The organism is Sphingobium sp. PNB (assembly GCF_019873065.1).
Classification (GTDB): domain Bacteria; phylum Pseudomonadota; class Alphaproteobacteria; order Sphingomonadales; family Sphingomonadaceae; genus Sphingobium; species Sphingobium fuliginis.
In genome coordinates, this window is sequence record NZ_JAINEZ010000029.1 from 15,625 (window position 1) to 42,395 (window position 26,771).

21 protein-coding genes, 1 tRNA gene and 1 pseudogene are annotated in these 26,771 nt (G+C 63.3%); 14 read left to right on the forward strand and 9 right to left on the reverse strand.

What is annotated here, in order from left to right:
- Window positions 1-60 precede the first annotated feature (60 nt).
- The 6 genes and pseudogenes from dapA to recA all read left to right on the forward strand — a co-directional run bounded on the left by dapA (window position 61) and on the right by recA (window position 6,157).
- Window positions 61-939: a 4-hydroxy-tetrahydrodipicolinate synthase gene (dapA, locus tag K7W03_RS11755; RefSeq protein WP_222886389.1), complete on the forward strand. Its 879-nt coding sequence runs from the start codon at window positions 61-63 to the stop codon at window positions 937-939.
- Between the two features lie 44 nt (window positions 940-983).
- Window positions 984-1,466 carry an SsrA-binding protein SmpB gene (gene smpB / locus K7W03_RS11760; RefSeq protein WP_007683053.1) on the forward strand — a complete coding sequence of 161 codons (483 nt, stop codon included), beginning with the start codon at window positions 984-986 and terminating at the stop codon, window positions 1,464-1,466.
- A complete protein-coding gene (locus tag K7W03_RS11765; RefSeq protein WP_025547448.1) occupies window positions 1,466-2,059 on the forward strand; it encodes a DUF2062 domain-containing protein in 594 nt (197 codons plus the stop codon). Before smpB ends, K7W03_RS11765 begins: the two co-directional genes overlap by 1 nt.
- A 27-nt stretch (window positions 2,060-2,086) precedes the next feature.
- Window positions 2,087-4,533 (forward strand): annotated as a pseudogene (locus K7W03_RS11770) (ATP-binding protein).
- A 91-nt stretch (window positions 4,534-4,624) separates the two neighbouring features.
- Window positions 4,625-4,984, forward strand: coding sequence for a response regulator (locus K7W03_RS11775; protein WP_025547444.1), 360 nt, complete (start codon window positions 4,625-4,627; stop codon window positions 4,982-4,984).
- Window positions 4,985-5,083: 99 nt separating this feature from the next.
- Window positions 5,084-6,157 carry a recombinase RecA gene (gene recA, locus K7W03_RS11780; protein ID WP_025547442.1) on the forward strand — a complete coding sequence of 358 codons (1,074 nt, stop codon included), beginning with the start codon at window positions 5,084-5,086 and terminating at the stop codon, window positions 6,155-6,157.
- Between the two features lie 435 nt (window positions 6,158-6,592).
- On the opposite strand, the gene K7W03_RS11785 is transcribed toward recA, so the two are convergent.
- Together K7W03_RS11785 and K7W03_RS11790 are read right to left on the reverse strand one after the other, a co-directional pair.
- Window positions 6,593-10,780 (reverse strand): translocation/assembly module TamB domain-containing protein, encoded by a 4,188-nt coding sequence (locus K7W03_RS11785; protein WP_222886390.1) that lies wholly within the window; start codon window positions 10,778-10,780, stop codon window positions 6,593-6,595.
- A complete protein-coding gene (locus K7W03_RS11790; protein ID WP_222886391.1) occupies window positions 10,780-12,870 on the reverse strand; it encodes an autotransporter assembly complex protein TamA in 2,091 nt (696 codons plus the stop codon). Before K7W03_RS11790 ends, K7W03_RS11785 begins: the two co-directional genes overlap by 1 nt.
- A 138-nt stretch (window positions 12,871-13,008) precedes the next feature.
- Between K7W03_RS11790 and recJ the strand changes: the two genes are divergently transcribed.
- The 6 genes from recJ (at window position 13,009) to K7W03_RS11820 (ending at window position 18,997) form a co-directional block, all read left to right on the forward strand.
- The gene (gene recJ, locus K7W03_RS11795; protein WP_222886392.1) at window positions 13,009-14,775 is read left to right on the forward strand and encodes a single-stranded-DNA-specific exonuclease RecJ; all 1,767 of its coding nucleotides are present in this window, start codon (window positions 13,009-13,011) and stop codon (window positions 14,773-14,775) included.
- Window positions 14,776-14,896: 121 nt separating this feature from the next.
- Window positions 14,897-14,972, forward strand: a tRNA-Glu gene (locus K7W03_RS11800).
- A 99-nt stretch (window positions 14,973-15,071) separates the two neighbouring features.
- A complete protein-coding gene (locus tag K7W03_RS11805) occupies window positions 15,072-16,964 on the forward strand; it encodes a site-specific integrase (protein ID WP_222886393.1) in 1,893 nt (630 codons plus the stop codon).
- A gap of 165 nt (window positions 16,965-17,129) precedes the next feature.
- The gene (locus K7W03_RS11810; RefSeq protein ID WP_222886394.1) at window positions 17,130-17,663 is read left to right on the forward strand and encodes a hypothetical protein; all 534 of its coding nucleotides are present in this window, start codon (window positions 17,130-17,132) and stop codon (window positions 17,661-17,663) included.
- A 177-nt stretch (window positions 17,664-17,840) separates the two neighbouring features.
- On the forward strand, window positions 17,841-18,392 hold the full coding sequence (locus tag K7W03_RS11815) for a hypothetical protein (protein ID WP_226870084.1): 552 nt from the start codon (window positions 17,841-17,843) through the stop codon (window positions 18,390-18,392).
- Window positions 18,389-18,997: a MobA/MobL family protein gene (locus K7W03_RS11820; RefSeq protein ID WP_222886395.1), complete on the forward strand. Its 609-nt coding sequence runs from the start codon at window positions 18,389-18,391 to the stop codon at window positions 18,995-18,997. Before K7W03_RS11815 ends, K7W03_RS11820 begins: the two co-directional genes overlap by 4 nt.
- A 159-nt stretch (window positions 18,998-19,156) precedes the next feature.
- Here K7W03_RS11820 and K7W03_RS11825 read toward each other — a convergent pair whose 3' ends face one another.
- The 5 genes from K7W03_RS11825 to K7W03_RS11845 all read right to left on the reverse strand — a co-directional run bounded on the left by K7W03_RS11825 (window position 19,157) and on the right by K7W03_RS11845 (window position 24,118).
- On the reverse strand, window positions 19,157-21,199 hold the full coding sequence (locus K7W03_RS11825; protein ID WP_226870085.1) for a TonB-dependent receptor: 2,043 nt from the start codon (window positions 21,197-21,199) through the stop codon (window positions 19,157-19,159).
- A gap of 220 nt (window positions 21,200-21,419) precedes the next feature.
- Window positions 21,420-21,875 carry a hypothetical protein gene (locus K7W03_RS11830; RefSeq protein ID WP_222886396.1) on the reverse strand — a complete coding sequence of 152 codons (456 nt, stop codon included), beginning with the start codon at window positions 21,873-21,875 and terminating at the stop codon, window positions 21,420-21,422.
- Window positions 21,875-22,726 (reverse strand): FAD:protein FMN transferase, encoded by an 852-nt coding sequence (locus K7W03_RS11835; RefSeq protein ID WP_222886397.1) that lies wholly within the window; start codon window positions 22,724-22,726, stop codon window positions 21,875-21,877. The genes K7W03_RS11830 and K7W03_RS11835 overlap by 1 nt, the downstream gene beginning before the upstream one ends.
- A complete protein-coding gene (locus K7W03_RS11840) occupies window positions 22,707-23,231 on the reverse strand; it encodes an FMN-binding protein (protein WP_222886398.1) in 525 nt (174 codons plus the stop codon). Before K7W03_RS11840 ends, K7W03_RS11835 begins: the two co-directional genes overlap by 20 nt.
- Window positions 23,231-24,118 carry a DUF6662 family protein gene (locus K7W03_RS11845; RefSeq protein ID WP_222886399.1) on the reverse strand — a complete coding sequence of 296 codons (888 nt, stop codon included), beginning with the start codon at window positions 24,116-24,118 and terminating at the stop codon, window positions 23,231-23,233. The genes K7W03_RS11840 and K7W03_RS11845 overlap by 1 nt, the downstream gene beginning before the upstream one ends.
- A gap of 162 nt (window positions 24,119-24,280) precedes the next feature.
- On the opposite strand from K7W03_RS11845, the gene K7W03_RS11850 reads away from it, so the two are divergent.
- Complete coding sequence (locus K7W03_RS11850; protein WP_222886400.1) at window positions 24,281-24,961, forward strand: response regulator transcription factor; 681 nt, start codon at window positions 24,281-24,283, stop codon at window positions 24,959-24,961.
- Between the two features lie 49 nt (window positions 24,962-25,010).
- On the opposite strand, the gene K7W03_RS27795 is transcribed toward K7W03_RS11850, so the two are convergent.
- Window positions 25,011-25,334, reverse strand: a complete 324-nt coding sequence (locus K7W03_RS27795) for a hypothetical protein (protein WP_226870086.1) — start codon at window positions 25,332-25,334, stop codon at window positions 25,011-25,013.
- Between the two features lie 21 nt (window positions 25,335-25,355).
- On the opposite strand from K7W03_RS27795, the gene K7W03_RS11855 reads away from it, so the two are divergent.
- A complete protein-coding gene (locus tag K7W03_RS11855; protein ID WP_226870087.1) occupies window positions 25,356-26,363 on the forward strand; it encodes a sensor histidine kinase in 1,008 nt (335 codons plus the stop codon).
- Window positions 26,364-26,403: 40 nt separating this feature from the next.
- Here K7W03_RS11855 and K7W03_RS11860 read toward each other — a convergent pair whose 3' ends face one another.
- Complete coding sequence (locus tag K7W03_RS11860) at window positions 26,404-26,769, reverse strand: hypothetical protein (RefSeq protein ID WP_222886401.1); 366 nt, start codon at window positions 26,767-26,769, stop codon at window positions 26,404-26,406.
- Between the last annotated feature and the right edge of the window lie 2 nt (window positions 26,770-26,771).

Consider the following 26,771-nt stretch of genomic DNA (forward strand, 5'->3'; position numbering starts at 1 on the left):
CGTTCGCGTGTTTCACGCTATCATGCCCCGGAATCCCGGTGAATTGAAGGAGTTTGTTGCATGTTTTCCGGGTCGATTCCGGCACTGATCACGCCCTTCCGCAACGGGGCGGTGGACGAGGTGGCTTTTCGCGCCTTCGTTGACTGGCAGATCGGGGAAGGCAGCAGCGCGCTCGTCCCTTGCGGCACGACGGGCGAAAGCGCGACCATGACGGTCGAGGAACATAATCGCGTCATCGCCATCTGCGTCGACCAGGCGGCGGGCCGCGTGCCGGTGATCGCGGGTTGCGGTTCCAACGACACCCGCATCGCGCTGGAGCATATGTTCGCGGCGCAGGCGGCGGGGGCCGATGCGGCGCTGGTGGTCGCGCCCTATTACAACAAGCCCAATCAGGAGGGGGTGTACCGGCATTTCGCGCATCTGGCGGAGCGCTGTTCGCTGCCGATCATCCTCTACAACGTGCCCAGCCGCACGATCACCGACATCGGCGTGCCGGTCATCCACCGCCTGTCAGAGGAATTCCAGACCATCGTCGGCATCAAGGACGCCACCGGGAATCTGGGGCGGGTCAGCGCACAGCGCCTCGCCTGCCGCGCCGATTTCTGTCAGCTTTCCGGCAATGACGAAACGGCGCTGGGTTTCAATGCAATGGGCGGCAGGGGCTGCATTTCGGTCACGGCCAATGTCGCGCCGCGCCTTTGCGCCGAATTCCAGCGGGCGATGGCAAACGGCGACTGGCATGGCGCCCTTGCGCTTCAGGATCGTCTCTACCCCCTGCATGATGCCCTGTTCAGCGATTCTTCACCCGGCCCGGTCAAATATGCCCTTACACGCGTTCGGCCCGACATGTCCGGCGAGGTCCGCCTGCCGATCACCTGGCCGTCGGAATCGAGCCGTGCCGCCGTCGACCGGGCTCTGGAGATCGCGGGACTGGTTTGATCGTCCCGCGGGCCTATATGGTGAAGCGAGTTAGTTAGAGAATAATGGCCCGTCCCCGTCCCGAAGCCTTCGACAAGAAGAAGATCGTCGCCGAGAACCGGCGCGCCCGTTTCGAATATTTCCTGGAGGATGTGTTCGAGGCTGGGATCGCCCTGCAAGGGACCGAGGTGAAGTCGCTGCGCTTCGGCGAGGGCAATATTGCGGAAAGCTATGCCGAGGTGAAGGGCGAGCAGGTGTGGCTGGTCAACAGCAACATCCCCGAATTCAGCCATGGCAACCGCTTCAACCATGAGCCCAAGCGCCCCCGCAAGCTGCTGCTGCACCAGCGGGAGATCGCCCGCATGCATGGCGCTGTCGAGCGCAAGGGAATGACGCTGGTGCCGCTGTCGATCTATTTCAACAGCCGGGGCAAGGCGAAGGTCGAGCTGGCGCTGGCCAAGGGCAAGAAGACCCATGACAAGCGCGACACGATCAAGGAACGCGACTGGAAGCGCGATCAGCAGCGCATCATGAAGGCGCATCGCTGATGGACAACAGGCTCTCCCGCTGGTGGCACGCCAATGCGCCTACCCGCGAATCGCTGGAAAACAACCGCTTTTTGGCCCCGGTGGCGCACCGGGTGCTGGAACCCTCGCTGTGGCGCTTCACCCGGCGTTCGGTGCCGCGCGGCGTGGCATTGGGGCTGCTGGTCGGCATCTTCCTGCTGATCCCCGGCGTGCAGATCGCGGGCGCGGCGCTGCTGGCGCTGCCGTTCCGGGCGAACATCCCGCTGGCGGCGGCGATGACCTTCCTCTCCAATCCCGCGACCACGCCGCTGTTCCTGATGGCGTCGGTCTATATGGGCAACTGGCTGCTCGGACGGTCGGCGGATGCATCGGGCTTCATGGCGCTGATCGACCGGCATGCGTCGATCCGCGAATGGTGCGCCTGGCTCTTTTCGGAGGCAGCGCCCGCCATGCTGCTGGGGCTGGCGCTGATTTCCCTGGCTTTTGCGGTGGTCGGCTACTTCCTGGCCGACTGGATCTGGCGTCATCGCATGGGCCGGAAATGGCATGCCCGCAAATTGAGGATTGGCAAGGCACGCGAAAGCAGCGCATTGGAGGAGGTCGCTTCGGCCTGACCGGCGGGAGCGGGCAGTCCATTGTGAATGCAGGGGGATAGCCGGGCCGTGTCCGCGCGTGTGATCAGGGATGGAGACGCCTGGGCGGCCGACAGGTCGTCGCCCCTGGCCCTGCCGCTGCTCATCCTGCTGGCGCTGATGTCCGCCGGGCTGGTGGTCTATGCCGCCGGCAACTGGGCGCTGGGCGCCGGGTTCGGCGCCGCGCTGCTGGCCGGGGCGGCGCTGCTGGGGTGGTATCGCCGGCTCTATCCGCAGGAAGTGGCCGTGGGTGAGGCCGTGCCCGACTGGACCGTGGCGCGCGCGGCGGCGGATGCCTCCAACATGGCGATCGCCGTCACCGATCGCGCCGGGCGGCTGGTCTGCGCCAGCGACCTGTTCGGGGAATGGTTTCCCGGTTTCCCCACGCCGCCCCATGTCACCGGCGACAGCAGCCTGTCCGACAGTTTGGGCAACGCCGCCCGCGCCGCCTGGCGCGACGGCGAGGCGCGGGTGGAAGGGATCGTGCAGGGTGCGCTGCGACTGGATGCCTTCCTCTGCCGTACCGGCCGGTCAGAGGATTATCTGCTGTGGCGCTTTTCCCCGGTGCGCCAGCCGAGCGCGCTGGACGATGTGCACCGCCTGCTGACCGGGGAAGCCGGGCGGCAATTGGGCGAAGCGGGCATCATGGCGGTGATGATCGGCGGGGAGGGGCGCATCCGGGCCGCCAATGGCGCCTTCCTGCTGCGCGCCGCCGGACGGATCGACGCCAATATCACCGGGCGCGATTTCGCCGCGCACATGCGGGTGGACGACAAGGCGCGGCTGTTCCTGGCGCGGGAGGAATCGGGCGGCATTCCGCTGCGGCTGCTGCAGGTGCCGTTGAAGCGCGCCGCCCAGCCGGCGGGCGCGCAATCGGGTGCGCAGGACGGACCGATGCTGCTGCTGCTGATCGACGAGCCGGCGGGCAATGCGGGCGGCACGTCGGCGCTTTCCTATATCGAGACGCTGTTGTCGCTGCTCCCCTTCGGCCTCGCCATGGCGGATCGCGACGGTCGCGTCCTGTTCATGAACAAGGCCTTTTCGCGGGCGGCGGGCGTCAAGCCCGAGGAGAAGCCCAGCTATCCCGGCGACCTGGTGGTGCGGGAAGATCAGGCGGCGGTGGCCGACGCCGTGCGGCGCTTTGCGGTCGGGCCGCAAATGTCGGGCGATGTCGCCGTGCGCATGCGCAACCAACCGGACGAGCCGATCGCGCTCAGCCTGGCCGGCGTGCGCGGGCTGGGCGAGGCGGCGGTGCTGCTCTCCCTCAAGGACAATAGCGAGGAGAGCAAGCTCAAGCGCCAGGTCGCGCAGGCGACCAAGATGCAGGCGATCGGCCAGCTTGCAGGCGGCGTCGCGCATGACTTCAACAATATCCTGACCGCGATCATCGGCCATTGTGACCTGATGCTGATGCGCCATACGCCGGGCGACAGCGATTATGACGACAACCAGCAGATCAAGTCGAACAGCAACCGCGCGGCGGGGCTGACGCGGCAGTTGCTCGCCTTCTCGCGCCAGCAGACGTTGCGGCCGCAGATATTGCAATTGCCCGACATCGTCGCGGACGTCTCCAACCTGCTGAAGCGCTTGCTGGGCGAGAGCGTCAAGCTGGAAGTCAGCCATGGCCGCAATCTGGGCGCGGTGCGGGCCGATCCTGGCCAGCTGGAGCAGGTGATCGTCAACCTGGCCGTCAACGCCCGCGACGCCATGCCGGACGGCGGCACGCTCAATATCCAGACCTACGGCGTGCCCGCCGCCAAGGTGCGGGAGATGCGGTCGGACATATTGCCGCCAGCCGACTATACGGCGGTGCGGGTGTCCGACACGGGGCTGGGCATCCCGCCCGACATTCTTTCGAAGATCTTCGAACCCTTCTTCACCACGAAGGAACTGGGCAAGGGGACGGGCCTTGGCCTCTCCACCGTCTACGGCATCGTCAAGCAGTCGGGCGGGTTCATCTTCGCGGAATCGGAGCTTGGCCGCGGGGCGAGCTTCGTCATCTACCTGCCCGTCTATCAGGGCGCCGATGTCGATCAGGCCGCCCAGCCCAAGGCGCCCGTGCGCCGCAGCGAAACCTGGGGCACCGGCACCGTGCTGCTGGTGGAGGAGAGGATATGGTGCGCGCCGTCGCGGAACGGGCTTTGTCGCGCCAGGGCTATAAAGTGCTGACAGCCAATGACGGCGAACAGGGGCTGGAAGTGCTGGCCGGAGACGAGAAGATCGACCTGCTGATTTCCGATGTGGTGATGCCGAACATGGACGGTCCATCGATGGTCGCGCGGGCGCGGGCGAGCCATCCGGACCTGCCGGTCTTGTTCATGTCGGGCTATGCCGAGGAACAGTTGCGCAAATCGATCGACATCGCCAATGTGGCTTTCCTTCCGAAACCCTTTTCCGTCAGCCAGTTGGCGGAAGCGGCGCGGGATGCTCTGGCGATGCGTCCTGCGGCGGAATGAATTTGAAGAATGAACTTCCGCGCGGCTTGTCGATTATGCCGGTGGGAAAAGGCCTTTGGGGTTGCGATGGGTAAGATTGGGGACCGCAAGCATGTCTGACGGCAAGACCATCCTGATCGTCGAGGATGAGGCAATGATCGGCATGATGCTGGAGGATTATCTCGACACGCTCGGATACCGGCTGCACGCCATTGCCGAATCGGTCGATGATGCCTGCGCCAAGGCGCGCGAGGGCGGCTTCGACGCGGCGCTGCTCGATTGCAACCTGCATGGCGAGAAAAGCTGGCCCGTTGCGGACATATTGGCGCAGAGCGGCATACCCTTCGTCTTTGCGACGGGCGGCATGGCGGACGATCTGCCGACCAGCCATGCCGACCGGCCGACCCTGGCCAAGCCCTTCACGATCGGCGCGGTCGAGCGCGCGCTGAACAAGGCGCTGAGCGCCGCATAAGAAAATTTCGTTCCCCTCTTGTTCCATTAGAACAAACAGGATACATGGTGGCCACGCGCCATCCGGACCGGCGCGTTCCGCTTGACAGGGGATAGGCCGATGACCGCAATGCTCTCACTCATCGATTCCAAGAAGACAGGGACAATGGACAGACAGAAAGCATTGGAAGCGGCCCTTTCCCAGATCGACCGTGCCTTCGGCAAGGGGTCGGCCATGAAGCTGGGCAGCCGCGAGAAGATCGAGATCGAGGCGATCTCGACCGGATCGCTGGGGCTGGACATCGCGCTTGGCATTGGTGGCCTGCCGCGCGGACGTATTGTGGAGATTTATGGCCCGGAAAGCTCGGGCAAGACCACGCTGGCGCTGCACGCCATTGCAGAAGCGCAGAAGACCGGCGGCATCGCGGCCTTTGTCGATGCGGAACATGCGCTCGATCCGGGCTATGCGAAGAAGCTGGGCGTCGACATCGACGAACTGATCGTGTCACAGCCGGATACCGGCGAACAGGCGCTGGAGATCGTCGACACGCTGGTGCGCTCCAATGCCATCGACGTGCTGGTGGTGGACTCGGTCGCCGCTCTGGTTCCGCGTGCCGAAATCGAGGGCGAGATGGGCGACAGCCATGTCGGCCTGCAGGCCCGCCTGATGAGCCAGGCGCTGCGCAAGCTGACCGGCTCCATCTCCCGCTCGCGCTGCCTGGTGATCTTCATCAACCAGGTCCGCATGAAGATCGGCGTCATGTACGGCAATCCCGAAACGACGACGGGCGGCAACGCGCTCAAATTCTACGCCTCGGTCCGCCTCGACATCCGTCGCACCGGTCAGATCAAGGATCGTGAGGACATTGTCGGCAACGCGACCCGCGTGAAAGTGGTCAAGAACAAGGTCGCGCCGCCCTTCAAGCAGGTCGAATTCGACATCATGTATGGCGAGGGCGTGTCCAAGATCGGCGAACTGCTCGACATCGGCGTGAAGGCCGGCTTGGTCGAGAAGTCGGGCGCCTGGTTCTCCTATGACTCGGTTCGCATCGGGCAAGGTCGCGAGAATGCAAAAACCTTTCTGAAAGAACATCCCGAAATGGCGGACAAGCTGGAAAAGGCGATCCGCGGGAAGACCGAGGAGGTCGCCGAAGGGATGATGGCCGGACCCGAAGCGGAGGATGATGGCGAATAGGCGCTGACGGGCTTTCCGGCCGGATCAACCGGAAAGCTCCAGCGCGGCTCTGCCCGCCTGCCGCTTCACGCACTGAAAAGGCCCGCTGCGCGACTGGCGCAGCGGGCCTTTTACCTTTGGCCTGGGTGTCCGGATGGGATGTCCTATCCATGGAATTCTCTTTGCGGGCAGAGGCGTTGGGTGATGATTGGTCATGCTGCCGTCCAACACTCCGCGCCCCTGCAAAGGTTCCTCGAAACAGACAAGTGCCTCATAAGAACCCAAGCCAGACGCTGCCGTGATAGATGAGAGAGAGACCTGGGCTCCTGCCTTCAGGAGCGTAGTGAATCTCAGGAATCTCGCCCTGCATTCAGACCCGGTTTCCCGCCCGCAAGCATCCAGCAAAGTCGCCCCTTGAACTCGCCCCCGGACATTTCCATCCGACTGCCGATGGCGTCAATAATCCTTCGAATAGCGCAGATTGGCTGAAGAACCCGCATTGGTGCCGGTCTTCGACAAAAGGCTGAGCGTCTTGGACAGGGAGATTTCGAGCTGGGTGGCGGTGAAACCCTTGGGATCGGTGATCACCTCCACATAGATGTTGTTGGAGATATGCTGCCCGACGGCGAGGGAAGTGCCGCGCCCCGTCGCCTCGTCGCCGCCGACGATGCCGATCCGGTCGACGCCCGACGCATTTTGCAGCTTGCCCATGGGATTGAGCCCGCCTCCGCCCCCACGCAGACCGTTGAGCGCCGCCGCCAACTGGATCGCCTGGGTGGCCGACAGGTTCGCCACATTGTCCCCGAACAGGATGCGCGCCAATATCTCGTCCTGCGGCAGCGTCGGCGTGGAAACGAAGGCGATGTCGGGCCGTTGCGCCGTGCCGCCCACGGCTATGCCTGCCGTCACATCGTCGATCCGGGTTTCGGCGCGGATCGCCAGCGTGGGATTCATCATCGGTCCGTTGAAGGTGATGATGCCCTGCTCCAGATCGAACTGATGGCCCGAGAAGCTGTAGCGGCCGCGTATCACCTCGATCTTGCCAACCACGCGCGGATCGTTCGCGGTGCCGGTGACGCGCATGTTCGTCTTCCATTCGGAATCGAGGCCCATGCCGGTCACATAGATTTCGTTATCGGCGCGAACGCGCACGTCCAGCTTCCATGGGGTGGGCTTGGCGGCCGCCTGTCGTGCCGCAAGGCGCTGGTCGAGCAGGTCGGTCCCTTCGCCCTTGCGGCGCACGCCCGTCAACTGGCGGATGTCGCTGCCCCCCTGCCAGGCGACGCGGTAGCGCGTTTCCGGAAGCGAAAGATCGCCCTTGATCAGGCCGCCATTGGCCGGGCTGTTGGTGATGGCCAGCGTGCCGCTGACCACGCTGGTGATCGCTTCGCTGCGGGCGAGGCGGGCGCGGTTCAGCTTCACGGCTATGTTCATCGGATAGCCGCTCTCCGCCGCCAGCCCCACCGTGCCGCTGGCCTGCACCGTGCCTTCGCCTGCCCGCCCGGAAAAGTCGCGCAGGTCGAGCCGGTCATTGGTGAAGCGCCCATCCAGCCGCATCTGCGTGACGCGCGTGCCGAAGGTCTCATTCTCATAGGTCAGGGCATTGGCGCGGACCAGCCCGTTGAGACGCGGGGCAGTCAGCCGCCCCCCGAAATCCGCCGCTATGGCGATCGGCCCCGTCAATTGCTGGTCGGCCAGCCCGGCGAAGGAAAACAGCACATCGGCCGGTCCGGCATAGCGGATGCCGCCGCCCAAGGGCGCGGATTGCAATTGCTGCGCCCAACTCGCCCCGGGTCCCGGCGGCGCCAGCGTCGCGACGAAACGGCCCAGCGTCGCATTGCCGCGCCGGATGAGGCCGCGCATGTCGCCGCCTGCGTTCGACAGCTTGCCCTCGATTGCCATCGACACCGGATCGGACACGGCGGTCAGGCTGGAGCGGCGGAAGTCGTTGATCGCGAGGCGCGTGGTCGCGGTGGGGAAGGCGGTGCCATTCTGCGCGAAATCCAGCGTGCCGGTCGCTTTCCCGCCAATTCCCAATCCCGGTGAGGCCATGTTGACGATGGCGAGGTCGAAATCCTTGAACCGCGCCTGCATCGCCGTCTGCTGGCCGAAGCGCCCCGCCAGGTCGACCCGGCCCTGCGGCAGCACCAGCGTTGAGGGTTCGAGGCGATAGCCTTCCTTCTCGATCCGGATGATGGCAGGCCGGGCGAAGCGGAAGGGGATGTTGCTCGCCCGTCCCTCCAGCGCGACGGCGTAGAGCGTCGGGCGCAACGCGGCGTTCATGGCGATGGAGAAGGGCACGCCGGTCGATCCGTCAGCGACCAACTGCGCCCGGCCGCGTCCGCCGCGATAGTCGATCCGGCCGCGCGCCTTGCGCACGATATAGTCGCCATAGGCGGCGTTCGCCATCTGCACGTCGGCGTTGATCTGCGGCTGTTCGGTCAGCACCATGTTCGCCGTGATCAGCGCCCGGCCGATCACCACATCCGCTTCGCCCGGCAGTTTCGCATTGCTGGCGGTGGCGCTCAACTGCGCGCCCTGCGCCTTGCCCACCGCCATCAGCCGGACCGCGCCGGTGATGCCGGAACCGTTCATGGCAAGTTGCCCGGTGAAGGGACCGGCGGCGCTCTGCTGCACGCGGCCGTTCATGTCGATGCCGGCGAAACGCGCCCTGGCTATGTCGATGGTGAGCGGCCCGCTGGCAGTGCGGATCAGCACATTGGCGAAGAAGGGGCCATAGGCGGACCCGCCCGTGGCTTCGAGCCGATAGCCCGCCCCTTCGCCATTCAGCTTCGCCACCACGTCGTAAAGCTGCACGCCGACATTGGGCCGGGCGGCGCGGAGCACGGCATTGGGCCGCTCCATCGTGCCGCGCACGGTCAGCGCCAGCGAGCCATATTGGTTGGACGTCGCCCTGGCGTCGAAGGCGATCCGGCCGTCGGTATCATAGCTGCCCGAACCGCTGTGGATCCGGAAATTGGGCGCCGCGCCTTTCAGGCCGGTAAGGGTGAACTTCCCCTCCGGCGTCATGCCGATGCTGCCGGAGGCGACGGCATTGCCGCCCAGGAAATCGCGGACGGAGGCGTTCTCCCAACGGGCCGTGCGGACGCCGAAACGGCCGGACAGGCCGAAGCCGCCCCGGGGCCCCGGCACCAGCTTCACATCGGTGTTGAGATTGACGATGCCGACGCCGTCGATCCTGTAGTCGTTGACCCGGCCCTTGAGCGCGCCGCGATAGATGGCGTTTTCCATGTCGGCCAGCACGATGGCGGTGGCGTCCACCCGGTCGCTGTCGATCTTCAGATTGTCGCTGATGAGCTTGCCCGCGGCATAGGCGAAGTCGCCCTTCACCCGCAGATTGTTGAGCAGGCCGCCCGCCGCGGCATTGAGGCCGGTGACGCGGCTGGCGGTGGCGCTTACCGGAATGCGGATGCGGTCGGCGTCGATCACGGCGCGCCCGCCGGCCTTCAGATTTTCGATCCCCGTGGCGTCGAAGGCGATATGCTTCGCCGTGATGTCATAGTCGATGAAGGGCGTCGCCATCGGCCCGTCGAGGATCACCGAAGCGCGCACGTCGCGGCCCTTCACCTTCTCCATGATCGCGCCGGGGGTGAGCAGGGCGGCGTCGATCCTGAGCGCGCTGAACCGGCTTTGGCCAAGGTCGACCAGACCCTGCGCGGTGGCGGACAGGGCGGGGGATTTCAGCGAGCCTTTGAGGTTCACCCGCCGCTCGTTCAGGCCCGCGAACAGGTCGACGTCAACCGACGGCGTCGTCAGCCGGTCGACGGTCCCGGCAAAGACCAGCCCGGGCCGCAGCGGGCCCCTGGCGGTGAAATTGCCGTCGCGAGCGGCGAGCGCGATATTCGCCAACTCGCCCTTGCCGGACGTCGCGACCAGCCGCCCGTTCCACGCCTGCCACGTGCCCCGGCCGTCCAGCGTCGCGGTGAAGCCGTCGGTCAGGCCGCTCATCGCCGCGATGACGCCGCCCTTCGGCGCGGTCAGCGTGCCCTTCATGGACAGGCGGTTCTGCGCGGGCACGGCGTCCAGATTTGCCTGCAAGCGGTCGCCGCTATCCACCACCGCATTGGCCGACAATATGGCGCGGCCGTCCGCGATATGGGTCACGCCGTCGATGGCGATCTCCCGCTTCTGGCCGATCACCGGCCTGGCGACGAGGAACCTCGCGATTTTCAGCCGATCGACGTCGATGTCGAGGTCGGGCAGGATCGGCGCATTGGGATCGCTTTTCGTCACGTTGAACTGCGGGCTGCGCGCCAGCACCACCAGCGGGCTTTCCAGCAGCCGCACCGAAATATGGTTGTCGATGTAGCGGAACGGGCTCCATACCACATGGACGCGCGGGGAGGCGGCGAACGGCCCCTTGGGATCGCGCAGCACCAGATCGTGGATCACCATGTCGCTGTAGATCGACCCTTCGATCCGGCCGACCGATATGCCCATGCCGGATTCCAGCTTCAGCGCGGCGATCTGTCGGATCAGGAATTTCTTGCCCGGCTGGGTGTTCAGGAACAGCAGCAGCCCGGCGACCAGCACGATCAGGGCGACGACCAGCCCGATGACCCACAGGACGATCTTCTGCCAGAGGGGACGCCTGACGACGACGGTGGCGGTTTCCTCAGCCATCAGAATGCCTGTCCGATGCCGATATAGAGCGCGAATTTGGATTCGCCCGGCTGCCGGTTGATCGGCATGGCTATGTCGGCGCGGAAGGGACCGAAATTGGTGTAGAAGCGGCCGCCGACGCCCACGCCGTACCGGATGTCGGAAAATTGCGGCATGGAACTTTCATAGACCTGGCCCGCATCGACGAAGGCGACCACGCCATAGTCCCCGAAGCGGTAGCGGCCCTCGACCGCGAATTCATTGACGGACCGGCCGCCGATGGGATCGTTGTTCGCGTCCTTCGGCCCCAGTTCCTGATAGCCATAGCCGCGTACCGATCCGCCCCCGCCGGCATAGATCCGTCGTGAGGGCGCCACATCGTCGCGCTTCACCCCGCTGATCGTGCCGACCCGCGTGCGAGCGGCGATCACCAGGCTGTCCGACAAGGGATAATAGCCGGTGAGGTCGAATGTCGCGCGCAGATAGGGGGAGAAGCTGCCCTGCAACGATCCTTCCGGTTCCGCGCGCAGATTGGCGCGGAAACCCCTGGTCGGGTTCAGCAGGTCGTTGGATCGGTCATAGCCGAGTTGCACCGGCAGGCCGCCGATGAAATAGGTCCGCCGCGTCTTGTCCGCCGTCGCCGGATCGACCACCACCTGTTCGTTGGTCAGCAGCACTTCCGCGCCATAGCTGTAGGTCCAGCGCTTCTGGAAGATCGGCGTCGACTGCCGCGACCAGCCGATGTTGAGACCCGCCGTATAGGCTTCATAGGCGTCGTAATTCTGGTGATTGAGCGTGATGCCGGTCTGGAAGGTCTTGTCGCGCTTGCCCGCATTGGATCGGCGGAAGGTGCCCGATGCGCCCTGTTCCTGCGTTCCGGCGATCACGCTGGCGATCAGCGCGCCTTCGGGCGGGAAGAGGTTGCGGTGGGTCCATGTTCCCTCCGCGCGGAAGCCCTGGCCGGTGCCATAGCCCAGCTCACCCGCCAGCGTGCGCGGCCTGCCGGCCTCCTGCGCGACTTCCAGGTCGACATATTCGGTGCCGTCCGGTCCCGGCTCGCTGGTCCTGACCGGATCGACCGAGATGCTGGAGAACAGCCCCGTCGCCACCAGCGCCCGGCGAAGGTCGTCGACCTTGCGGCTGTCGTAAAGCTCGCCCGGCCGGAAGCGGCTGATGACCTTCATATGATCGGCGCCGAAGGCCTGCTTCTCGCCCGTGGTGGTGATCCCCCGGAACGATCCGCGCGGGCCCGTCTCCACCGGCAGGGTATAGTCTCCCGTCACCGTCGCGGGGTCGAGCAATATGTCCCGCTGCCCGACCTTCGCGAAGGGATAGCCATTTTCCGGCAGCTTGACGCCGACATTGGCCTCCGCCCCCTCGACCGCCGCCGCGACGATATAGTCGCCGGTCTTGAGCGGCAGGCTGTCGCGGATCAGGCCGGGCGGCACGGTCGGCCCGGCGTTGATGACGATGTCCCCGATCCTGTAGCGCTTGCCCGGCGTGACCGAGAGGACGGCCTTCAATGCCCCGTCGCCCGTCTGGTCGAGCGATGCGAGCGCGGTCGCGTCATAATAGCCCTCAGCATAGAGCAGCCTTATGGCGAGCGCCTCATCCTCATGGGCCCGGGCCTGCACCATTGCCGCCGTGTCGGCCTTGCCGCCGCCGTCGATCAGGGCGGAGGAATCGCGGAACGCCGGCTCCAGCCCGGTCTTGCCGAAGCCCTCCAACGCCACCGAATAACGCACCGCCTGGGTCTTTTCATCGGGGTTGCCGTCAGTCGCGACCTGCGTCGGCACCTGCACGCTGTCGAGCGGCGGCAGCGGCTGGGCCAGTTCACGCTCCTCCTGCGGCTCGACCGCTGGCGGCAGTTGTTGCGCCGCGCCGGCTTCGGGCATCTGCTGGTCGATCCACTGGTCTATGGAGGGCAGCGGCGCGCCGGTGCCCGTTGGCGTTTCCCCCGTCTTGGGCAGGCGCGCCTCGAACTCGCTGTCGGGCAGGATCGGTTCTTCCTGCTGTTGCGGCGAAGGCGTCTGCGCCATCAGAGGGAGGGGAGAGGCCGCCATCATCATCAGACCCAAGGCTCGCCGGACCCGCTTCTGCCTTGAACCCATGGAAACCCGCTTTGCCCCTTTTGTCCTTCGCCCGTGCAGGGCGCGAACAGCCAATACGCGCAAGCGGTTGCTTCGGTTCCGCCTGCGTCATGAAGGCAGGTGCTTCCCTCCGAATCCCAACCGGTCTAGACCGGCGGCATGACCATCGCGCTCAACATCACCCGCTCTATCCTTGGCCAGCCCTGGCGGTGGCGCGGGGGCAATGGCGACGGGCGCGACCCCGGTTATCGGCCCGACGATCTGGTCACGCAATTGCTGCTGGCGCGCGGTTGCCCGCGTGAGGCGGTGGAGGCGCACCGCAACCCCACCATCCGCCATTTCATGCCCGACCCCAGCCTGTTCCGAGACATGGACGCCGCCACCGAACGGCTGGCCGATGCGGTGGTGCGCGGGGAGGATGTGCGCATCTTCGGCGATTATGATGTCGACGGCGCGACCAGCGCGGCGCTGCTGATACGCCTGCTGCGCGATCTGGGGCTGGCGGCGCGGCCCTATATTCCCGATCGGCTGATGGAGGGATACGGCCCCTCCGGCGAGGCGCTGGTGCGGCTGGCGGGCGAGGGGGCGACGCTGATCGTCACGGTGGACTGCGGCGCGCAGGCGTTCGAGGCGCTCGCCATGGCGAAGGCGGCAGGAGTCGATGTCGTGGTGGTCGACCATCATAAATGCGCCGCCGCCCTGCCCGAAGCGCTGGCGCTGGTGAACCCCAACCGCCTGGACGAAGCGGAGGAAGCTGCGGCGCACGGTCATCTGGCGGCCGTGGGCGTGGCCTTCCTGCTCGGTGCGGCATTGATCCGCGTGCTGCGCAGACGCGGCTGGTTCGACCGGCGTGCCGAGCCGCCCTTGATGGAGCTGCTCGACATCGTCGCGCTGGGCACGGTGGCGGATGTGGCGCAACTGAAGGGCCTCAACCGCGCGTTCGTCGCGCAGGGGCTGAAGATCATGGCGAAGCGGCGCAATATCGGCCTTTCCGCCCTGATCGACGCCAGCCGCCTGACGCGGGCGCCGCTGTGCCACGATCTGGGCTTCGCGCTTGGCCCGCGCATCAATGCGGGCGGGCGCGTGGGCAAGGCGGATCTGGGGGTGCGGCTGCTGATCACCGAAGATCCGGCGGAAGCGGCGAAGATCGCGCAGGAGCTGGACCGGCTCAATGAGGAACGCCGCGCCATAGAGGCGGCGGTGCAGGCGGAGGCGGAGGAACTGCTCGCGGCGCAGGGCAATCGGGCGGTGGCGCTGGTGTCGGGCGCGGGTTGGCATCCCGGCGTGATCGGCATCGTCGCCGGGCGCATCAAGGAGAAGGCGGGACGCCCTGCCATCGTCGTCGCCCTGGATGAGGAAGGCGTCGGCAAGGGGTCGGGCCGCTCCATCTCCGGCGTCGATCTGGGCGCGGCGATCCTGGCGGCGAAGGATAGCGGCCTGCTGGTCGCGGGTGGTGGTCATGCCATGGCGGCGGGCCTGACGGTCGCGGCGGACAAGGTGGATGCGCTGGCCGACTTCCTCGACGAACGGCTTGCCAACGCGGTCGCCAGGGCGCGGGACGACCGGGCGCTGCTGATCGACGCCGTGCTGGCGCCTGCTGGGGTCAATCCGGATTTTGTTGCCGCCATCGACGCCGGCGGTCCCTATGGGGCGGGGTGGCCTGCGCCGCTCATCGCCTCCGGCCCGATGCGGGTGGTCAAGGCCGATGTCGTCGGCAACGGCCATTTGCGCGCGATCATGGCGGGCGACGATGGCCGGTCGATCAAGACCATCGCCTTCCGCCAGGCGGAATCCGATCTGGGCCAGGCCATTCTCGGCGCGCCGCGCGACCGGCGCCTGTGGATAGCGGGCCGCGCGAAGATCGACGATTGGGGCCCCCGTCCTGCCGCCGAACTGCATCTGGAGGATGCCGCCTGGGCCGATTGAGAAGCGGATCGGCAAATTTTCGCCCCGCGCTCTTTTCATGACGAAAAGGGGGTTGACCGTTCCGGAGCCACCGCCTAATGCCCGCCTCGCTTCGCAGCGACGCCCAAGCGGACCTGCATGTGGCCCCTTCGTCTAGCGGTCTAGGACGCGGCCCTTTCACGGCTGAAACACGGGTTCGATTCCCGTAGGGGTCACCACTCACGCCTGAAATGGCGGAGTTGTGCGGAAGACGCCTGAAATCAACGCTTCATTCACTGCCCGGTGGTACGAAAGGGTGGTACGAAATGAGGCGCCGCATGACGCATTCCCATCGCAAGGCGAAATCCCGGTTTGAATATTTTCGGATGGACGTGCCTGCACGCCACCGCGCTGCTGTCGGCAAGACATCGTGGCAGCATTCGCTTGAGACCAGCGATCCGCAGGTCGCCGCCATCAAGCGCGCCGAATGGACCGCCTTCTACAAAGCTGAGGTGAAGCGCCTCGACGATGAGCTTGCAAGGCAAGAGTCGATGGCAGCAGAAGCGCTCGTCGATGCGGCAATCGCGAAGATGGTAGATCGCAATGGCTCGCCGGACGCGGTGATGGTCGCGCTCCTCAACATCCTCGCCCTTCACGTCCGGTCGTCTTGGGGCGTCGAACATGCACAGGCCGCTGAACGCCACTTCCGTATCTCGGCAATCTCCACAGACGAAGATGATTTGCCTCCCACCGTTCCCGTCTTGGTGACCGACGCGGAACGGGATCGTTTCGCCCTGCAGGCGAAACTTTTCGAGGGTCGCGGCGCGACTGACGGTTTCATTCACCAGCAACTCGCTCGTCGGCTGCTTGCACAGGAAGGCTGGGCGCATATTGAAATTCCGCTACTTGCCATCTCCCATCATGCCGGAGAGGATTTCAAGGTCGGCACGGCCCGCTACAATGCTGTAGCGAAGCATTTCCTCCATCGCCTTGCGAAGCATCGCTTCGGACATTGGCCGGACGGCTTGATGGATGCTCTGTCGCCGCTCACAGATCCCGCCAAAGCCGATTTGCCGGTGCCTTCCAGCCCACCGGCTCCTTCTGCCGGATTGACTGGCAAGGGCAACCCCGTTTCCGAGGTGTTCGCGGACTGGCGGGTGGCGTCGAAGGCAAGGGAAAAATCGAAGGACGAGTTCGCCACGGCGATCAACCAGTTCATCGACCTGTTCGGCGACATGCCGGTCCAGTTGATAAGTCGCTCGATAGTGAAGGAATTCAGCACCGCGCTGCTGTCCCGGCCGACGCGGCCAGCTCCGAACATCCGCAGACTGCCATTGCGCGACCAGATTGCGCTTGCAGCCGAACAGGGACTGCCCCTTGTCTCGCCGAAATCCGCCAAGAAGGCTCTGCAGGCCTTGAAAAGCGTCCTGGCTCACGCTGTCGATAACGAATGGATCGAGAGTGATCCCAGCCTGAAGGTATCCATCCAGGCAGACGATGACATGGGCGACGACCGCCTCCCCTTCGATGAAGATCAGCTGCAACTCATCTTCAGCCAGCCTACGCTTGTCGATCCGGATGTCGATGACGACACGATCTTCTGGTTCTTCCTGCTCGCGCCCTTCACAGGCTGTCGTGGTGAGGAACTGGCACAGCTGCGCCCTTATAATGTTCGGTGTGAAGGCGGCGTCTGGTTCATCGCGATCGAACGCGATCGTAAGGCCAAACGGCAGGAGATTGCCCGAACCGGCGGAATCCAGAAGGGGGTCAAGACCAAAACCAGCCTGCGGAAAATCCCGCTTCACCCCTTGATCGTGAAAGCCGGTTTCCTGAAATTTGTCGAACATCAGAAAGATCGCGATGCCGAGTGGCTGTTCGACAACATGTCCGCCAACACTAAATATTCAAAGCGCTACACCGCCCTCTCGCAGAAGCTCAATCGGCGGCTGCGATCCTTCGGGATCGCCGATTCGGAGTTCGTTTTTCATTCCTTCCGGCACAGCCTCAAACGCTTCCTTCGCGACGATGACAGGACAAAGGAAGAGATATCCGATCTCCTGACCGGCCACTCCTTCGCCCCGAGCGTGGGGCGCAAATATGGTAGCGGCGCTGGGCTCAGGACATTGAACGCGGCGATTGCGCGGATCGCCTATCCTGAAGTCGACTGGGGACCCGTGGCGGCCAGCGGCCTCAAACGGGTCGAGCGCCTGACCATTTCGGAGGAGCAGTAAGCACCGGACGGCGCCGGTATCGACGGCCTGGCTGCCATCGGGCGATGAGCAGCGCTAACCCATGGGAAGCTTGGATGAGGGAAGTGGCTGTCGCTGAAAAGTGAAAGACATCTCCCGAGCGCCGGGATCGCAGCCGTCCGGTGCCGACAAGCGAGTACCAACTGCATGATCTACATCAACGAAGAAGACCGGCAACGCGAGACGCTGGCAAAGGATGGAGCGGTCGCCCTCGCTACCATCGCAGGCTGGCAGACAGAGCCATGCCCCAACATCTTGCCTCCCGTGCTTGCTGGATATTTCTACTGTCGAAATTCTGACCTCGTTCTCGCCCATTGGCGCAGGAATGTGTCGCTCGGCCGGCTTCTCACGGCATCGCGCGAAACGCGGTTGGACCTCCTGCTGGTGGAGCCCGCGTGGATCGGGCTGGGGGCCGACTATCGAATCTCCGCTATCCTTTGCCGCGCCGGCGAGACTCATGTGTTTCGGGGCCTGCGCCTGTGGGCTGCTGGCTTTGACGGCCCGAACTGGCTGATTCCCGATCCGGCTGACCGTGATCTGGATCCGCGCTGCTTCGACCTCAGCAGGAAGCGGATGACCCCGAACGAACAGGTGCCCTTCAGCGATGATGAGACCCGCGACCTCGGCCTGCTGGTCGGCGGTATCAGGTGGAAGGCTATGGCGGGAGGCCACCTCATATGAGCCTGGGCCGCGAATTCGCCTCACGCCCATCGGTCGGCCACGGACAGCGCCGCCTTCAAGAGTGTTGACGGACAGCGAGTGCGCGCCTCCGGCCGGCATCATTAAAAAGACAGGTAGCTCAGACAGCTGAGCGCAGTGAAATGAAATTGGGAAAAGGCGTGGTCCGGCTCGGCGACCATGCCCCCGAAAACAAGGTACACATCAATGAACATGTCCATCATGTCGCGCCCTGCAGGGGGCGCGCAAACCCCTCCGCTTGTCCGCGATGCGCTGCGCCGCCGGATGCTGGCCGTCGCATATCAGATCGGCGGATTGATCGATTTCGAGCCGCACCACAGGCTATCCGGCGCGGAAGGCGGAATTCTGCTGATGGAACGGAACCTGCTCGTCATGGGCACGTCGCAGTTCCGGCCACTGGGCTGGGATCTGGCGGCAGATGCCTGCTCTCGGCACGGCCTGGATATCCTGCTGCTGCGTTTCGATGCCTATCAGCTTTCCTTCGACATCTGCATGCACAGCCGCAGCTCGTGGCTCAGCCATTATCGCGGCTGGTCGGCCGACGGAGAGCTCTGGTTTGTTCCTTGTGTCGATAATGGAAGTCCCTATGTGAGAGCCAGTCAATATGGTCTCCTACTTACTGATCATCCACCTTTTGCCAGCGCCCGCCAGCGCGAAGCGGGGCTGGCCACCGCCTGCCCTTGGGACGTGCGAATGGAGGTCGAGGCATGAGCACGAAGACCAAAACGAAGGTTGTGGCGAAGCCTGAACCCGAAGCACTGTCCCGTTATATCGCCGATGCGAGCGATCACCCCGGATTCCGGTACGCCCGGTACTTCTGGCGGGAAAATGGGCCGAAATGCGGGATCAAGACTGCGGTCCTGGCGAAGCTCCAGCCTGCCGGTCACTCAGCTGCTCGCCATGACCTGCTGCTGCCTGCAACAGCGGCCGGCGAATATGCGGACCTCGATTACCTGCTTACGCGCTATGATGCGACGCAGCCGCTCATCGAACGTAATGCCTATGTGCAATATACGGTCGATCTTCCGGTAGACCGCCCGGTCCACACCGGTTGGGAGCAGGTTCGCGAATGGGTGATGGGCTACTTTGTTCGCGAGTTGCAGCTTGCCGCTTTGCTGGTGTTGCACATGCCTTTTCGTGCGGGCTCTGCAAATGCCAGCCACATTCACATCATGCTGCCCGCGCGTCGTATTGGTCCAGACGGATTTGGAGTCCACGCCCGATCGACCTGCTCGGACCAGGGGTTCAAGGATGGCCTAACCAGTTGGACGGTGTTCATGGCGACGACGGATCGTCCAACAATCAGCCCATCGTGATAAGAAGGATGCAGCGGAGCATCTTTCACTGCTCCGCTGCGTCTCCTCCCCTTGCGATAAGCCGCCGGGCAGCAGAGCGCCAATTCTAGCCGTTCACGAGCTACCTGGACACGCCTGAAAGCGGAAGTGAGATTGGGCGACGGCCGGGCGACAGAAGGATCAGAAGCCCACCCTCACTGTTCCCAGCACGGTGCGGGGCGCTCCTGGCAGGTTCAGGATGGCCGATGTACCATGACCTGACACGATGTAATTCTTGTTGAAGACATTGTAGACATTGATCTGGAGCCGCGCGGGGCCGACTTCAGCCCACCCCATGGCGTCGGCCGTGAAATAATGGTCAAGGACCGTCGTGTTTGCCGGGTCGGCCCAGCGGTTTCCGACATAGTTGGCCCCGGCACCAACGCCATAGTGGGTCGCAATGGTCTTGGTGAGGAAAGCGTTGGCGGCATTTTTGGGTGTCAGCGTCGCTCGCTTGTCGAGGAACGTGGGATTGGCCGACTTTATTACCCGCGTATCGAGATAGGCATAGCCCAGGATGGCTCGGAAACCCGAAGGCAGGTCAAGCGCACCCGACAGTTCGACGCCACGCGTACGCTGGGTGCCGATCGGCACCAGAATCTGCGGGGTGGCGGGATCGCTTCCCTTGATGCCGGTACGGCGCAGAACAAACCCCGCCACTTGAAGCGACAACCGTCCGTCGAACAGCGTATATTTGGCGCCAATTTCCTTGTTGGTGGTCTTTTCAGGCGCGATGTCCGCATTGTTTACGGCCAGCGCGAATGTCTCGGCGGATGGCTGGAAGCTCGTGCTCCATGAGGCATAATAGGACTGCGCGTCGTCGGGCTGGAACACCAGGCCCGCGCGCGGACTCCATTTGCGGTCCTTCCTCTGCAGCGGCGTAGCGCGCGTCGGAATGATGAGCCGGGTCTTCTGATTGAACCAGTCATGGCGCACGCCCAGGAGCGCTTTGAAGCCATGACCAAGCTCGATGAAATCCTGCACATAAAGACCGCGCGTATCGAGGGTCGAAACCGAGCTGGCGCTGAGCGCCGTGAAATCGGCGTTGGACAGTCGGGGAACGACGGGCGCGAGGATCGGCGTCACCGCAACGACGCGTGACTGGACGGTGTCCGCATCTTTGACCTGACGCGAGATCTCGAAGCCGTAGAGGACAGTGTGCTTCATGCCGCCCAGTTCGAACTTGTGCGTCAGTTCGGACTGGTTCGACCACCCATCTTCGTCGCGCAGGATACCGCCATGGGATAGCGTCACGGTCCCGGCGGTCGCATTGACGGCGGTGGCATTGGTATTATGCCGGTCGAGCGTATAGCGATAATGTCGGAAGCCGTTGCGGTACGACAGGGCATCAGAAAAGCGGTGAGCGAACGTCATCGTCTGCGAAATCACCTCGGACCGGCTCACATCCACGTCGCGGGCATTGGGCGCGCCATAGTAGGTGGAACGTGGCACATCGACCACCTTGCCGTTGATCGCGGGAATGCCGAAGTCGGTGAGCCTGCGGTCCTTCAGATAATCGACCTGGACGAGGATCGACGTGTCCTTGCCTTCGCCCAACAATAGAGATGGGGCGAGCGCCACACGCTTGTTGAACTGCTGGTCGCGAAAGCTGTCGCTATCTTCCAATGCGCCGGTGACGCGGAAGCCGACGCCCGACTGCGCATCGAACTGTCCTACGTCCATTTCACTGCGCGCGATCCCCTTCGATCCATAGGTGAAGGCGCCGCTGATGAGGTCGACATTCGGCTTCTTGGTGACGCGGTTGATGAGGCCGCCCGAAGACCCGCGCCCATAGAGAACCGCGGCCGGCCCCTTGATGACCTCGACGCGCTCGACATTGGAGAGGTCGCGGAAATAAAGGCCATCGTCACGGAAGCCGTCAACATATTGATCGGCAATGGCGGTGAATCCACGGATCGCAACCTGATCGCGCTGCCCATCGCCATGGGAAAAGGCCACGCCGGGCACATTCTTCAGCGCATCCTGCAAGGATAATGCGCGCTGATCGCGCAGCACTTCGGACGGAACGACAGCAACCGATTGCGGCAGATCCTTGAGCGGGATTGCGATCTTGGCGGCGCCGGTTTCCTTGGGAACATAGCCGTCGTTCAGATGTACGCCGGTCACGATGATCGAACTGCTCTGGTCAGCCTCCGCCGCTGCGGCATTCGCTGCAGATGCCATCGAAATCGCCAAGGCCGTGCTGGCAGCAAGCTGCAGAACGGGCGCCTTCATCTGAAGGCGTACAAAACAGTACATCGGATACCCCCTGAGAAATTTTGCGATCGACTAGCAATAGCAATTCAGAAATGCAATCGCCCTTTCGCCGATCATGGCTGCGGACGGGGTGGACTGCCGACAGTCATTCCGTCGCTTCCAATGTCGGCCGACGAAATTACATAGTTCATTTATGCTTTCGTTTACGGGTACGCCGGGCGTTCAGATAATGCCATGCAAAGATCACCGGCACTGAAAGGCCCACGGACCAGTGGATGACACCTGTCCAGGCACGAACTTCCTCCCATCCGACATAATAGAGCATATACCCGCTGACGATCATGAAGCCGAGAATGACACTGAGAGCGATTCCCGCGACGCGCTGATGCCGCTGCGGCCAACCCTTCGGAATATGGGCCACGAACATGCCCCCAATCCCCAGGAGCGCGGCGATCAGGAATAGCCCGTGAACTTTCATCATCCAGGGTTCGGCGGGATTAACCTCCGGACCGAAATCGCCCTCGATCTGCCCGAAATAATGGAGCAGGAGCCAGCAGATCCCGCTCAACCAGAGGCCCAGACCGCTGGTGGTCAGGAGAGCAAGCTGCCATTTGGCAAGACGGGCGGTACGACGATGAGGCATCAGGCGGCCTCCCTCATCATGGAAGGGCGCAGAACATAGCCATCGTGCGACGCCAATATCCTGTCGGCGAGGTCGGCATCGACCATGGCAATCTTGGTCAGCGCGTCGGCAATGGCGCATTGGCTGGCCAGCACGGTCACGCGATGATCGACAAGCGAGGGGATACCGTTCTGCCCGATGTGCGGACTGTGCTGCGACCCCCGGATTATGCGCCGGTCAAGCAGGTTGGCGGAACTTGCGACGGCACAATCGCGAATGGTGAGCGCGTGGTGCATCTCATCATCGGCATCGCGCAGTTGTACCTGCCACTTGCGTGGACCGAAAGCGCGCAGATCGCCACCCGCATTCACCAGGCCCGATTGGACGCCAGCAGCCTGCAAAGCTGCCACCGCACGATCGACGGCATGTCCTTTGGCGATGCCGCCGAGGTCGATCAGCAGTCGCTTCCTGCATCGGATATGCCGATCATCGAGGATCTCCATGTCGGCGGTCGTTCCTGCAAAGCGGCTGAGATGGGCTATGCCGTCGCGTGGCAGAAAGCGGGAGCGAACCAGCGCCCGTCCGACCGCGACATCGAACAGGCCGTCGCTTGCCTCGTGTAGCGTAATCGCCGTTCGCAGGACTGCCACCGTCTCTTCGTCCACCGCGACGCTCTCGCCAGGGTGGGCAGCGCGAAGCCGCGCGAGGTCACTGTCGGCGCTATGAAAGGACATGCGCGCATGGATGTGCGCGATCGCCCGGAATGCGACATCAACCGCATCCATATCCGCCTGGCCGACGCTGATCTCGACAAAGGTTCCGAGCCACGGCTGGCAACGGGTGACGATCTTATCATGCGAGAACGATGGCATAGGTCGCCAGCAGCCGCTTGACACCGTCGGTGACATGCCGACAGGAGAGGGTTGCGCCCGAGATGTTCTTGATGTCCTTGTCGAGTTGCAATGCAGCCCCATTCCGCTTGCCGACGAACTGGGCGCGCCATTTGGGATTGCGCACCTGATCGCCATAGCTTTCGCGATAATCCATGATCTCGACCGAGCGCACCGCGCCGGACGCATCGAGCGCGACGGCGAAGGTGATGAACTCATGCTTGCCGACAACCTGATCGACAATCAGCCAGCCGCCACGGGCTGCGCGCCAGGCTTTGAGTTGCCGATTGAGCGGTGATACGCCGCTGGCTTTCCGGATTGCCGCCACCTGGGTGCTGTTGAGCGCCTGGAAGGCGGGCGTCAGCGTTTCGCCGGGGAACATCAACGCCTGGGCCTGCGCGAGGGTGAGATAAGTGGCGGCGTGGGCCGGGGGCGCGATCAGCGCCACCGGAACCAGAGCCACCAAGGATAGACGGGAGGCCGACATCAGAACACCCTCCCGACCTTCAGGCGGATGCCGTCCCAACGGGTATGCTCATCGCCATAGATGCGGCCATTGACGATATTGTCCCGCTGCTCGTCATTATAGCCCTTGGCATGGATCTGGTAGAGCGCGGAGAGGGTGAAGAACCACTTCTGATTGGCATAATGGATGTTCGGTCCGACGAAGTGGGCCGTGTGCTCCTGACTGCCGTGACCGAGCGTGTAGCCGACAAACTCATTATGGTTGCGATACTCAAGGCCAAAGGACCAGTTCGGGCGGAAGCGATAGGAAGCGCCGGCATCGAATTCCAGCTGCGTTGCCTTTTCGGTCTCTCCGTCCTGATGCTCATGCTCGAACTCGACAAAGGCGTTGGCGGCCAGCACCAGCCGGTCATCGAGGAAATTCTTCTGCGCGATGACCTTCAGTTCGATCGCGCGCTCATGCGGACCAATCTCCGGTTCGACATAGAAGGCCAAGCCAAACGGCTTCTTATAGGGACTCATCACCCGCCAGATCATTTCGGCCGATACAGTGTCGAAGCGGAATTTATTATAGGGCCGCGCCGGATCATGCGCCGGCGGGATGTCGAGGCCTTCGGTCGTGCCGGTGACGCTATTGCGATTGGCAGAGATGTAGCTCGAGTTCAGATAGCCGGAGATCTGGAAATTGTCCGTTATCCCATGCTCCACCTCGGTGCGGAGCTTGACGTCGTGGAAATGGCCGTTGGCCTGATCCTCGCGCAGCGTGACCCATTGTTCGATCTCGGTCTTGCCCTTGGGCATGACATCCGTCGTGTAGACATAGCCGAATAGCGGTTCACCGGCGATGGCTGGCGTCGAGGAAGCGGCGACCGCCCCCGCAAGCCCAATGATTATTCCCTTTTTTGTCATATGCGCCCCTCATCTTGAAATTGCTAACAGTTCTCATTTGCGGCGTTAGCGACTTGCTGTAAGGTCGGTCCAGCACAGAATGGAAACATTGGGAAACTGTATGGAAATGGTAATCAGGGATTCATCCCGGCCTGATCATCCCAGCCGAGTTGAGCGCGCGCGGTGAAGATTCTGCTGGTGGAGGATGATCCGGAATCGTGCGCCTATGTCGCGCGCGGTCTCCAGGAGTTGGGACATCAGGTCCAATGTTTCCCGGACGGGCAGCAGGCGTTGGGCGCCATTCCGACAGCTGCGTTCGATGTCCTGCTGCTGGACCGGATGCTGCCGGGTCTGGATGGGCTCTCGCTATTGCGGATAGTGCGCGCTCAGGGATGCCAAACGCCAACCATGTTGCTGACCGCCATGGCGTCCATCGAGGATCGCGTCGACGGGTTGGAAGCCGGGGCGGATGACTATCTCGTAAAACCCTTCGCCTTTGTGGAACTGGCGGCCCGGGTGAATGCCCTTGGGCGACGCCTTCCTTCCTGCGCAACCGCTACCGTGCTGGAGGCAGGCGGCATCAGCATGAACCTGCTGCGCCGGGAAGTGCGCCGTGACAATCGGATCATCGACCTTCAACCTAGGGAATTCAGCCTGCTGGAACAATTGCTGCGCAACGCCGACCGGGTTGTCACCCGGACAATGTTGCTTGATCGTGTCTGGAATTTTGGTTTCGATCCAAAGACCAATATCGTCGAAACCCATATGAGCAGGCTCCGGGCCAAGCTCAACGAAGGTTTTTCGGATGACGCGATCCGCACCGTGCGCGGCTCAGGCTATATGATCGCTTCGCGTGCCTCATAGATTGCTGCCCCGCTCGATCAAGGGATTGTCACTGGGCGTCGCGATCACCTCAGGCCTTATCATCGCCTTGCTCGGATTGATCACCTACCGGTTCGTCCATGAGGAGATCGAATGCCAGATCAACCAGCGGATCAGGATCGAAGCCGATGCCTTGCTCGCTCATCACAGGCATCATGGCTTTGCCGGGCTGGTTGATCTGGTCAACACGCTTGACCATCATGCCGGGCCTGAAGACGTCAGCTACCTGGAAGGCGCCGACATCAAGGGCCGAAGCATGGGTTATATCGTGACCGATGCATTCGGGCGTCGTCGGGCTGGATCGCTTGCTGCGAATGTGCCGCCGACTGGATGGAGCGAGTTTGTTCCCTTCCATGCGCCTGACGGGACGCCCGCCTTGGCGCAGGCCATCAACGCGCCATTGCCTGGAGGGGGACATCTCATTGTCGCGGCTGACCGGGCCATTGTCGATCAGATGGACATGAAACTGCTGGGGTTGTTCCTGGGCGCCTTCACCTTGATCCTGACTGTAGGCACCGCTGCGGTGATCGGATTGGGTCGCTTGATCAGGAGTCGGCTCTCAACGATCGAGGATTCAGCGGAAGCGATCATGGCAGGCGATCTGTCTCGCCGCATGCCGCTGGATGGTTCAGCTGAGGAGTTCGATCGGTTGGCCATGATTCTCAACGCCATGCTGAATCGCATTCAGGTGTTGATGAACAACCTCAAGCAGGTTTCCAGCGATGTTGCCCATGACCTGCGAACCCCGCTCAACCGTCTGCGCGGGCGGCTGGAAGCGGCGGAACGGATGGCAACGGAGGCAGGTCAGCAGGAGAAACTCGTGGCAGCGATGCGCGAAGCCGACGATCTGCTCGATCTGTTTTCGTCGATCCTGGCCATATCCGAAATCGAAGGACAGACGGTGCGCAGCCGCTTCCAGATGATCGAACTGGATGAACTCATCGAGGAAATAGCCGAGGCTTTTCACCCGGCCTTCGAACAGGCGGCGATGTCACTCACGCTGATGGTCGAGCCGGCAAGGATTCTCGGGGACAGGCAGCTCATTCAAAGATGCCTGGCCAATTTGCTGGACAATGTGCTGGCGCATACGCCACCTGGCACGAGCGCCGCGATCTCCATGGAAGAGCGCGGTGAATGGCTGGCGCTTGTCGTTGCCGATGATGGCCCGGGCATAGCGGATGAGGATCACGAATGGATCTTCGAGAGGTTCGCTCGGCTCGACAACAGCCGGTCGACAACGGGCTATGGCCTTGGTCTCAATATGGTCGCCGCCATTGCCGCCGCCCATCGGGGAGAAGCGCGGGTCGTGCCCGCAGCGACCGGTCTCACCATCGAAATCCGGTTACCGATAGGGCCAAGCCTCGCCAATAAACCGCAAGGCTAATTGGCGAGCCGACCTTCGACGATCATCATCTCTGCCTGTATCAATCGTCGTCATCATCGTCGTGGTGATGGTGACGCCAATGACGGTCATTATAGCGATACCAGCGCCTGTCATAATAGCGCGGATAGCTGTCATAATAATAATTATAATAGGAACGGTAATGCGGGCGATAATATCTTTCGCGATAATAATAATCGTCATCGTCATAATAATAGCGCGGCCTGTCAGACGCTAACGCCGCACCGATGGCAAGGCCCACTATGCCCGCGCTCAAGGCGACGGCCGCGTCATCATCATAATGACGGGAATAATGGCGATAGTGGTCACGCGCTTCGGCAGGCGTGGCGCTGATCGGCATCGACGCTATCAGCGCCAAGCCGAGGGCCGCGTTACGGAGCATTTTCATCT

Bases quoted from the DNA above. Each gene is read 5' to 3' on its own strand.
- dapA (WP_222886389.1), top strand. From the start codon at position 61: ATGTTTTCCGGGTCGATTCCGGCACTGATCACGCCCTTCCGCAACGGG.
- smpB (WP_007683053.1), top strand. From the start codon at position 984: ATGGCCCGTCCCCGTCCCGAAGCCTTCGACAAGAAGAAGATCGTCGCC.
- K7W03_RS11765 (WP_025547448.1), top strand. From the start codon at position 1,466: ATGGACAACAGGCTCTCCCGCTGGTGGCACGCCAATGCGCCTACCCGC.
- K7W03_RS11775 (WP_025547444.1), top strand. From the start codon at position 4,625: ATGTCTGACGGCAAGACCATCCTGATCGTCGAGGATGAGGCAATGATC.
- recA (WP_025547442.1), top strand. From the start codon at position 5,084: ATGACCGCAATGCTCTCACTCATCGATTCCAAGAAGACAGGGACAATG.
- K7W03_RS11785 (WP_222886390.1), bottom strand. From the start codon at position 10,780: ATGGCTGAGGAAACCGCCACCGTCGTCGTCAGGCGTCCCCTCTGGCAG.
- K7W03_RS11790 (WP_222886391.1), bottom strand. From the start codon at position 12,870: ATGGGTTCAAGGCAGAAGCGGGTCCGGCGAGCCTTGGGTCTGATGATG.
- recJ (WP_222886392.1), top strand. From the start codon at position 13,009: ATGACCATCGCGCTCAACATCACCCGCTCTATCCTTGGCCAGCCCTGG.
- K7W03_RS11805 (WP_222886393.1), top strand. From the start codon at position 15,072: ATGACGCATTCCCATCGCAAGGCGAAATCCCGGTTTGAATATTTTCGG.
- K7W03_RS11810 (WP_222886394.1), top strand. From the start codon at position 17,130: ATGATCTACATCAACGAAGAAGACCGGCAACGCGAGACGCTGGCAAAG.
- K7W03_RS11815 (WP_226870084.1), top strand. From the start codon at position 17,841: ATGCCCCCGAAAACAAGGTACACATCAATGAACATGTCCATCATGTCG.
- K7W03_RS11820 (WP_222886395.1), top strand. From the start codon at position 18,389: ATGAGCACGAAGACCAAAACGAAGGTTGTGGCGAAGCCTGAACCCGAA.
- K7W03_RS11825 (WP_226870085.1), bottom strand. From the start codon at position 21,199: ATGGCATCTGCAGCGAATGCCGCAGCGGCGGAGGCTGACCAGAGCAGT.
- K7W03_RS11830 (WP_222886396.1), bottom strand. From the start codon at position 21,875: ATGCCTCATCGTCGTACCGCCCGTCTTGCCAAATGGCAGCTTGCTCTC.
- K7W03_RS11835 (WP_222886397.1), bottom strand. From the start codon at position 22,726: ATGCCATCGTTCTCGCATGATAAGATCGTCACCCGTTGCCAGCCGTGG.
- K7W03_RS11840 (WP_222886398.1), bottom strand. From the start codon at position 23,231: ATGTCGGCCTCCCGTCTATCCTTGGTGGCTCTGGTTCCGGTGGCGCTG.
- K7W03_RS11845 (WP_222886399.1), bottom strand. From the start codon at position 24,118: ATGACAAAAAAGGGAATAATCATTGGGCTTGCGGGGGCGGTCGCCGCT.
- K7W03_RS27795 (WP_226870086.1), bottom strand. From the start codon at position 25,334: ATGGAAGGGAACAAACTCGCTCCATCCAGTCGGCGGCACATTCGCAGC.
- K7W03_RS11860 (WP_222886401.1), bottom strand. From the start codon at position 26,769: ATGAAAATGCTCCGTAACGCGGCCCTCGGCTTGGCGCTGATAGCGTCG.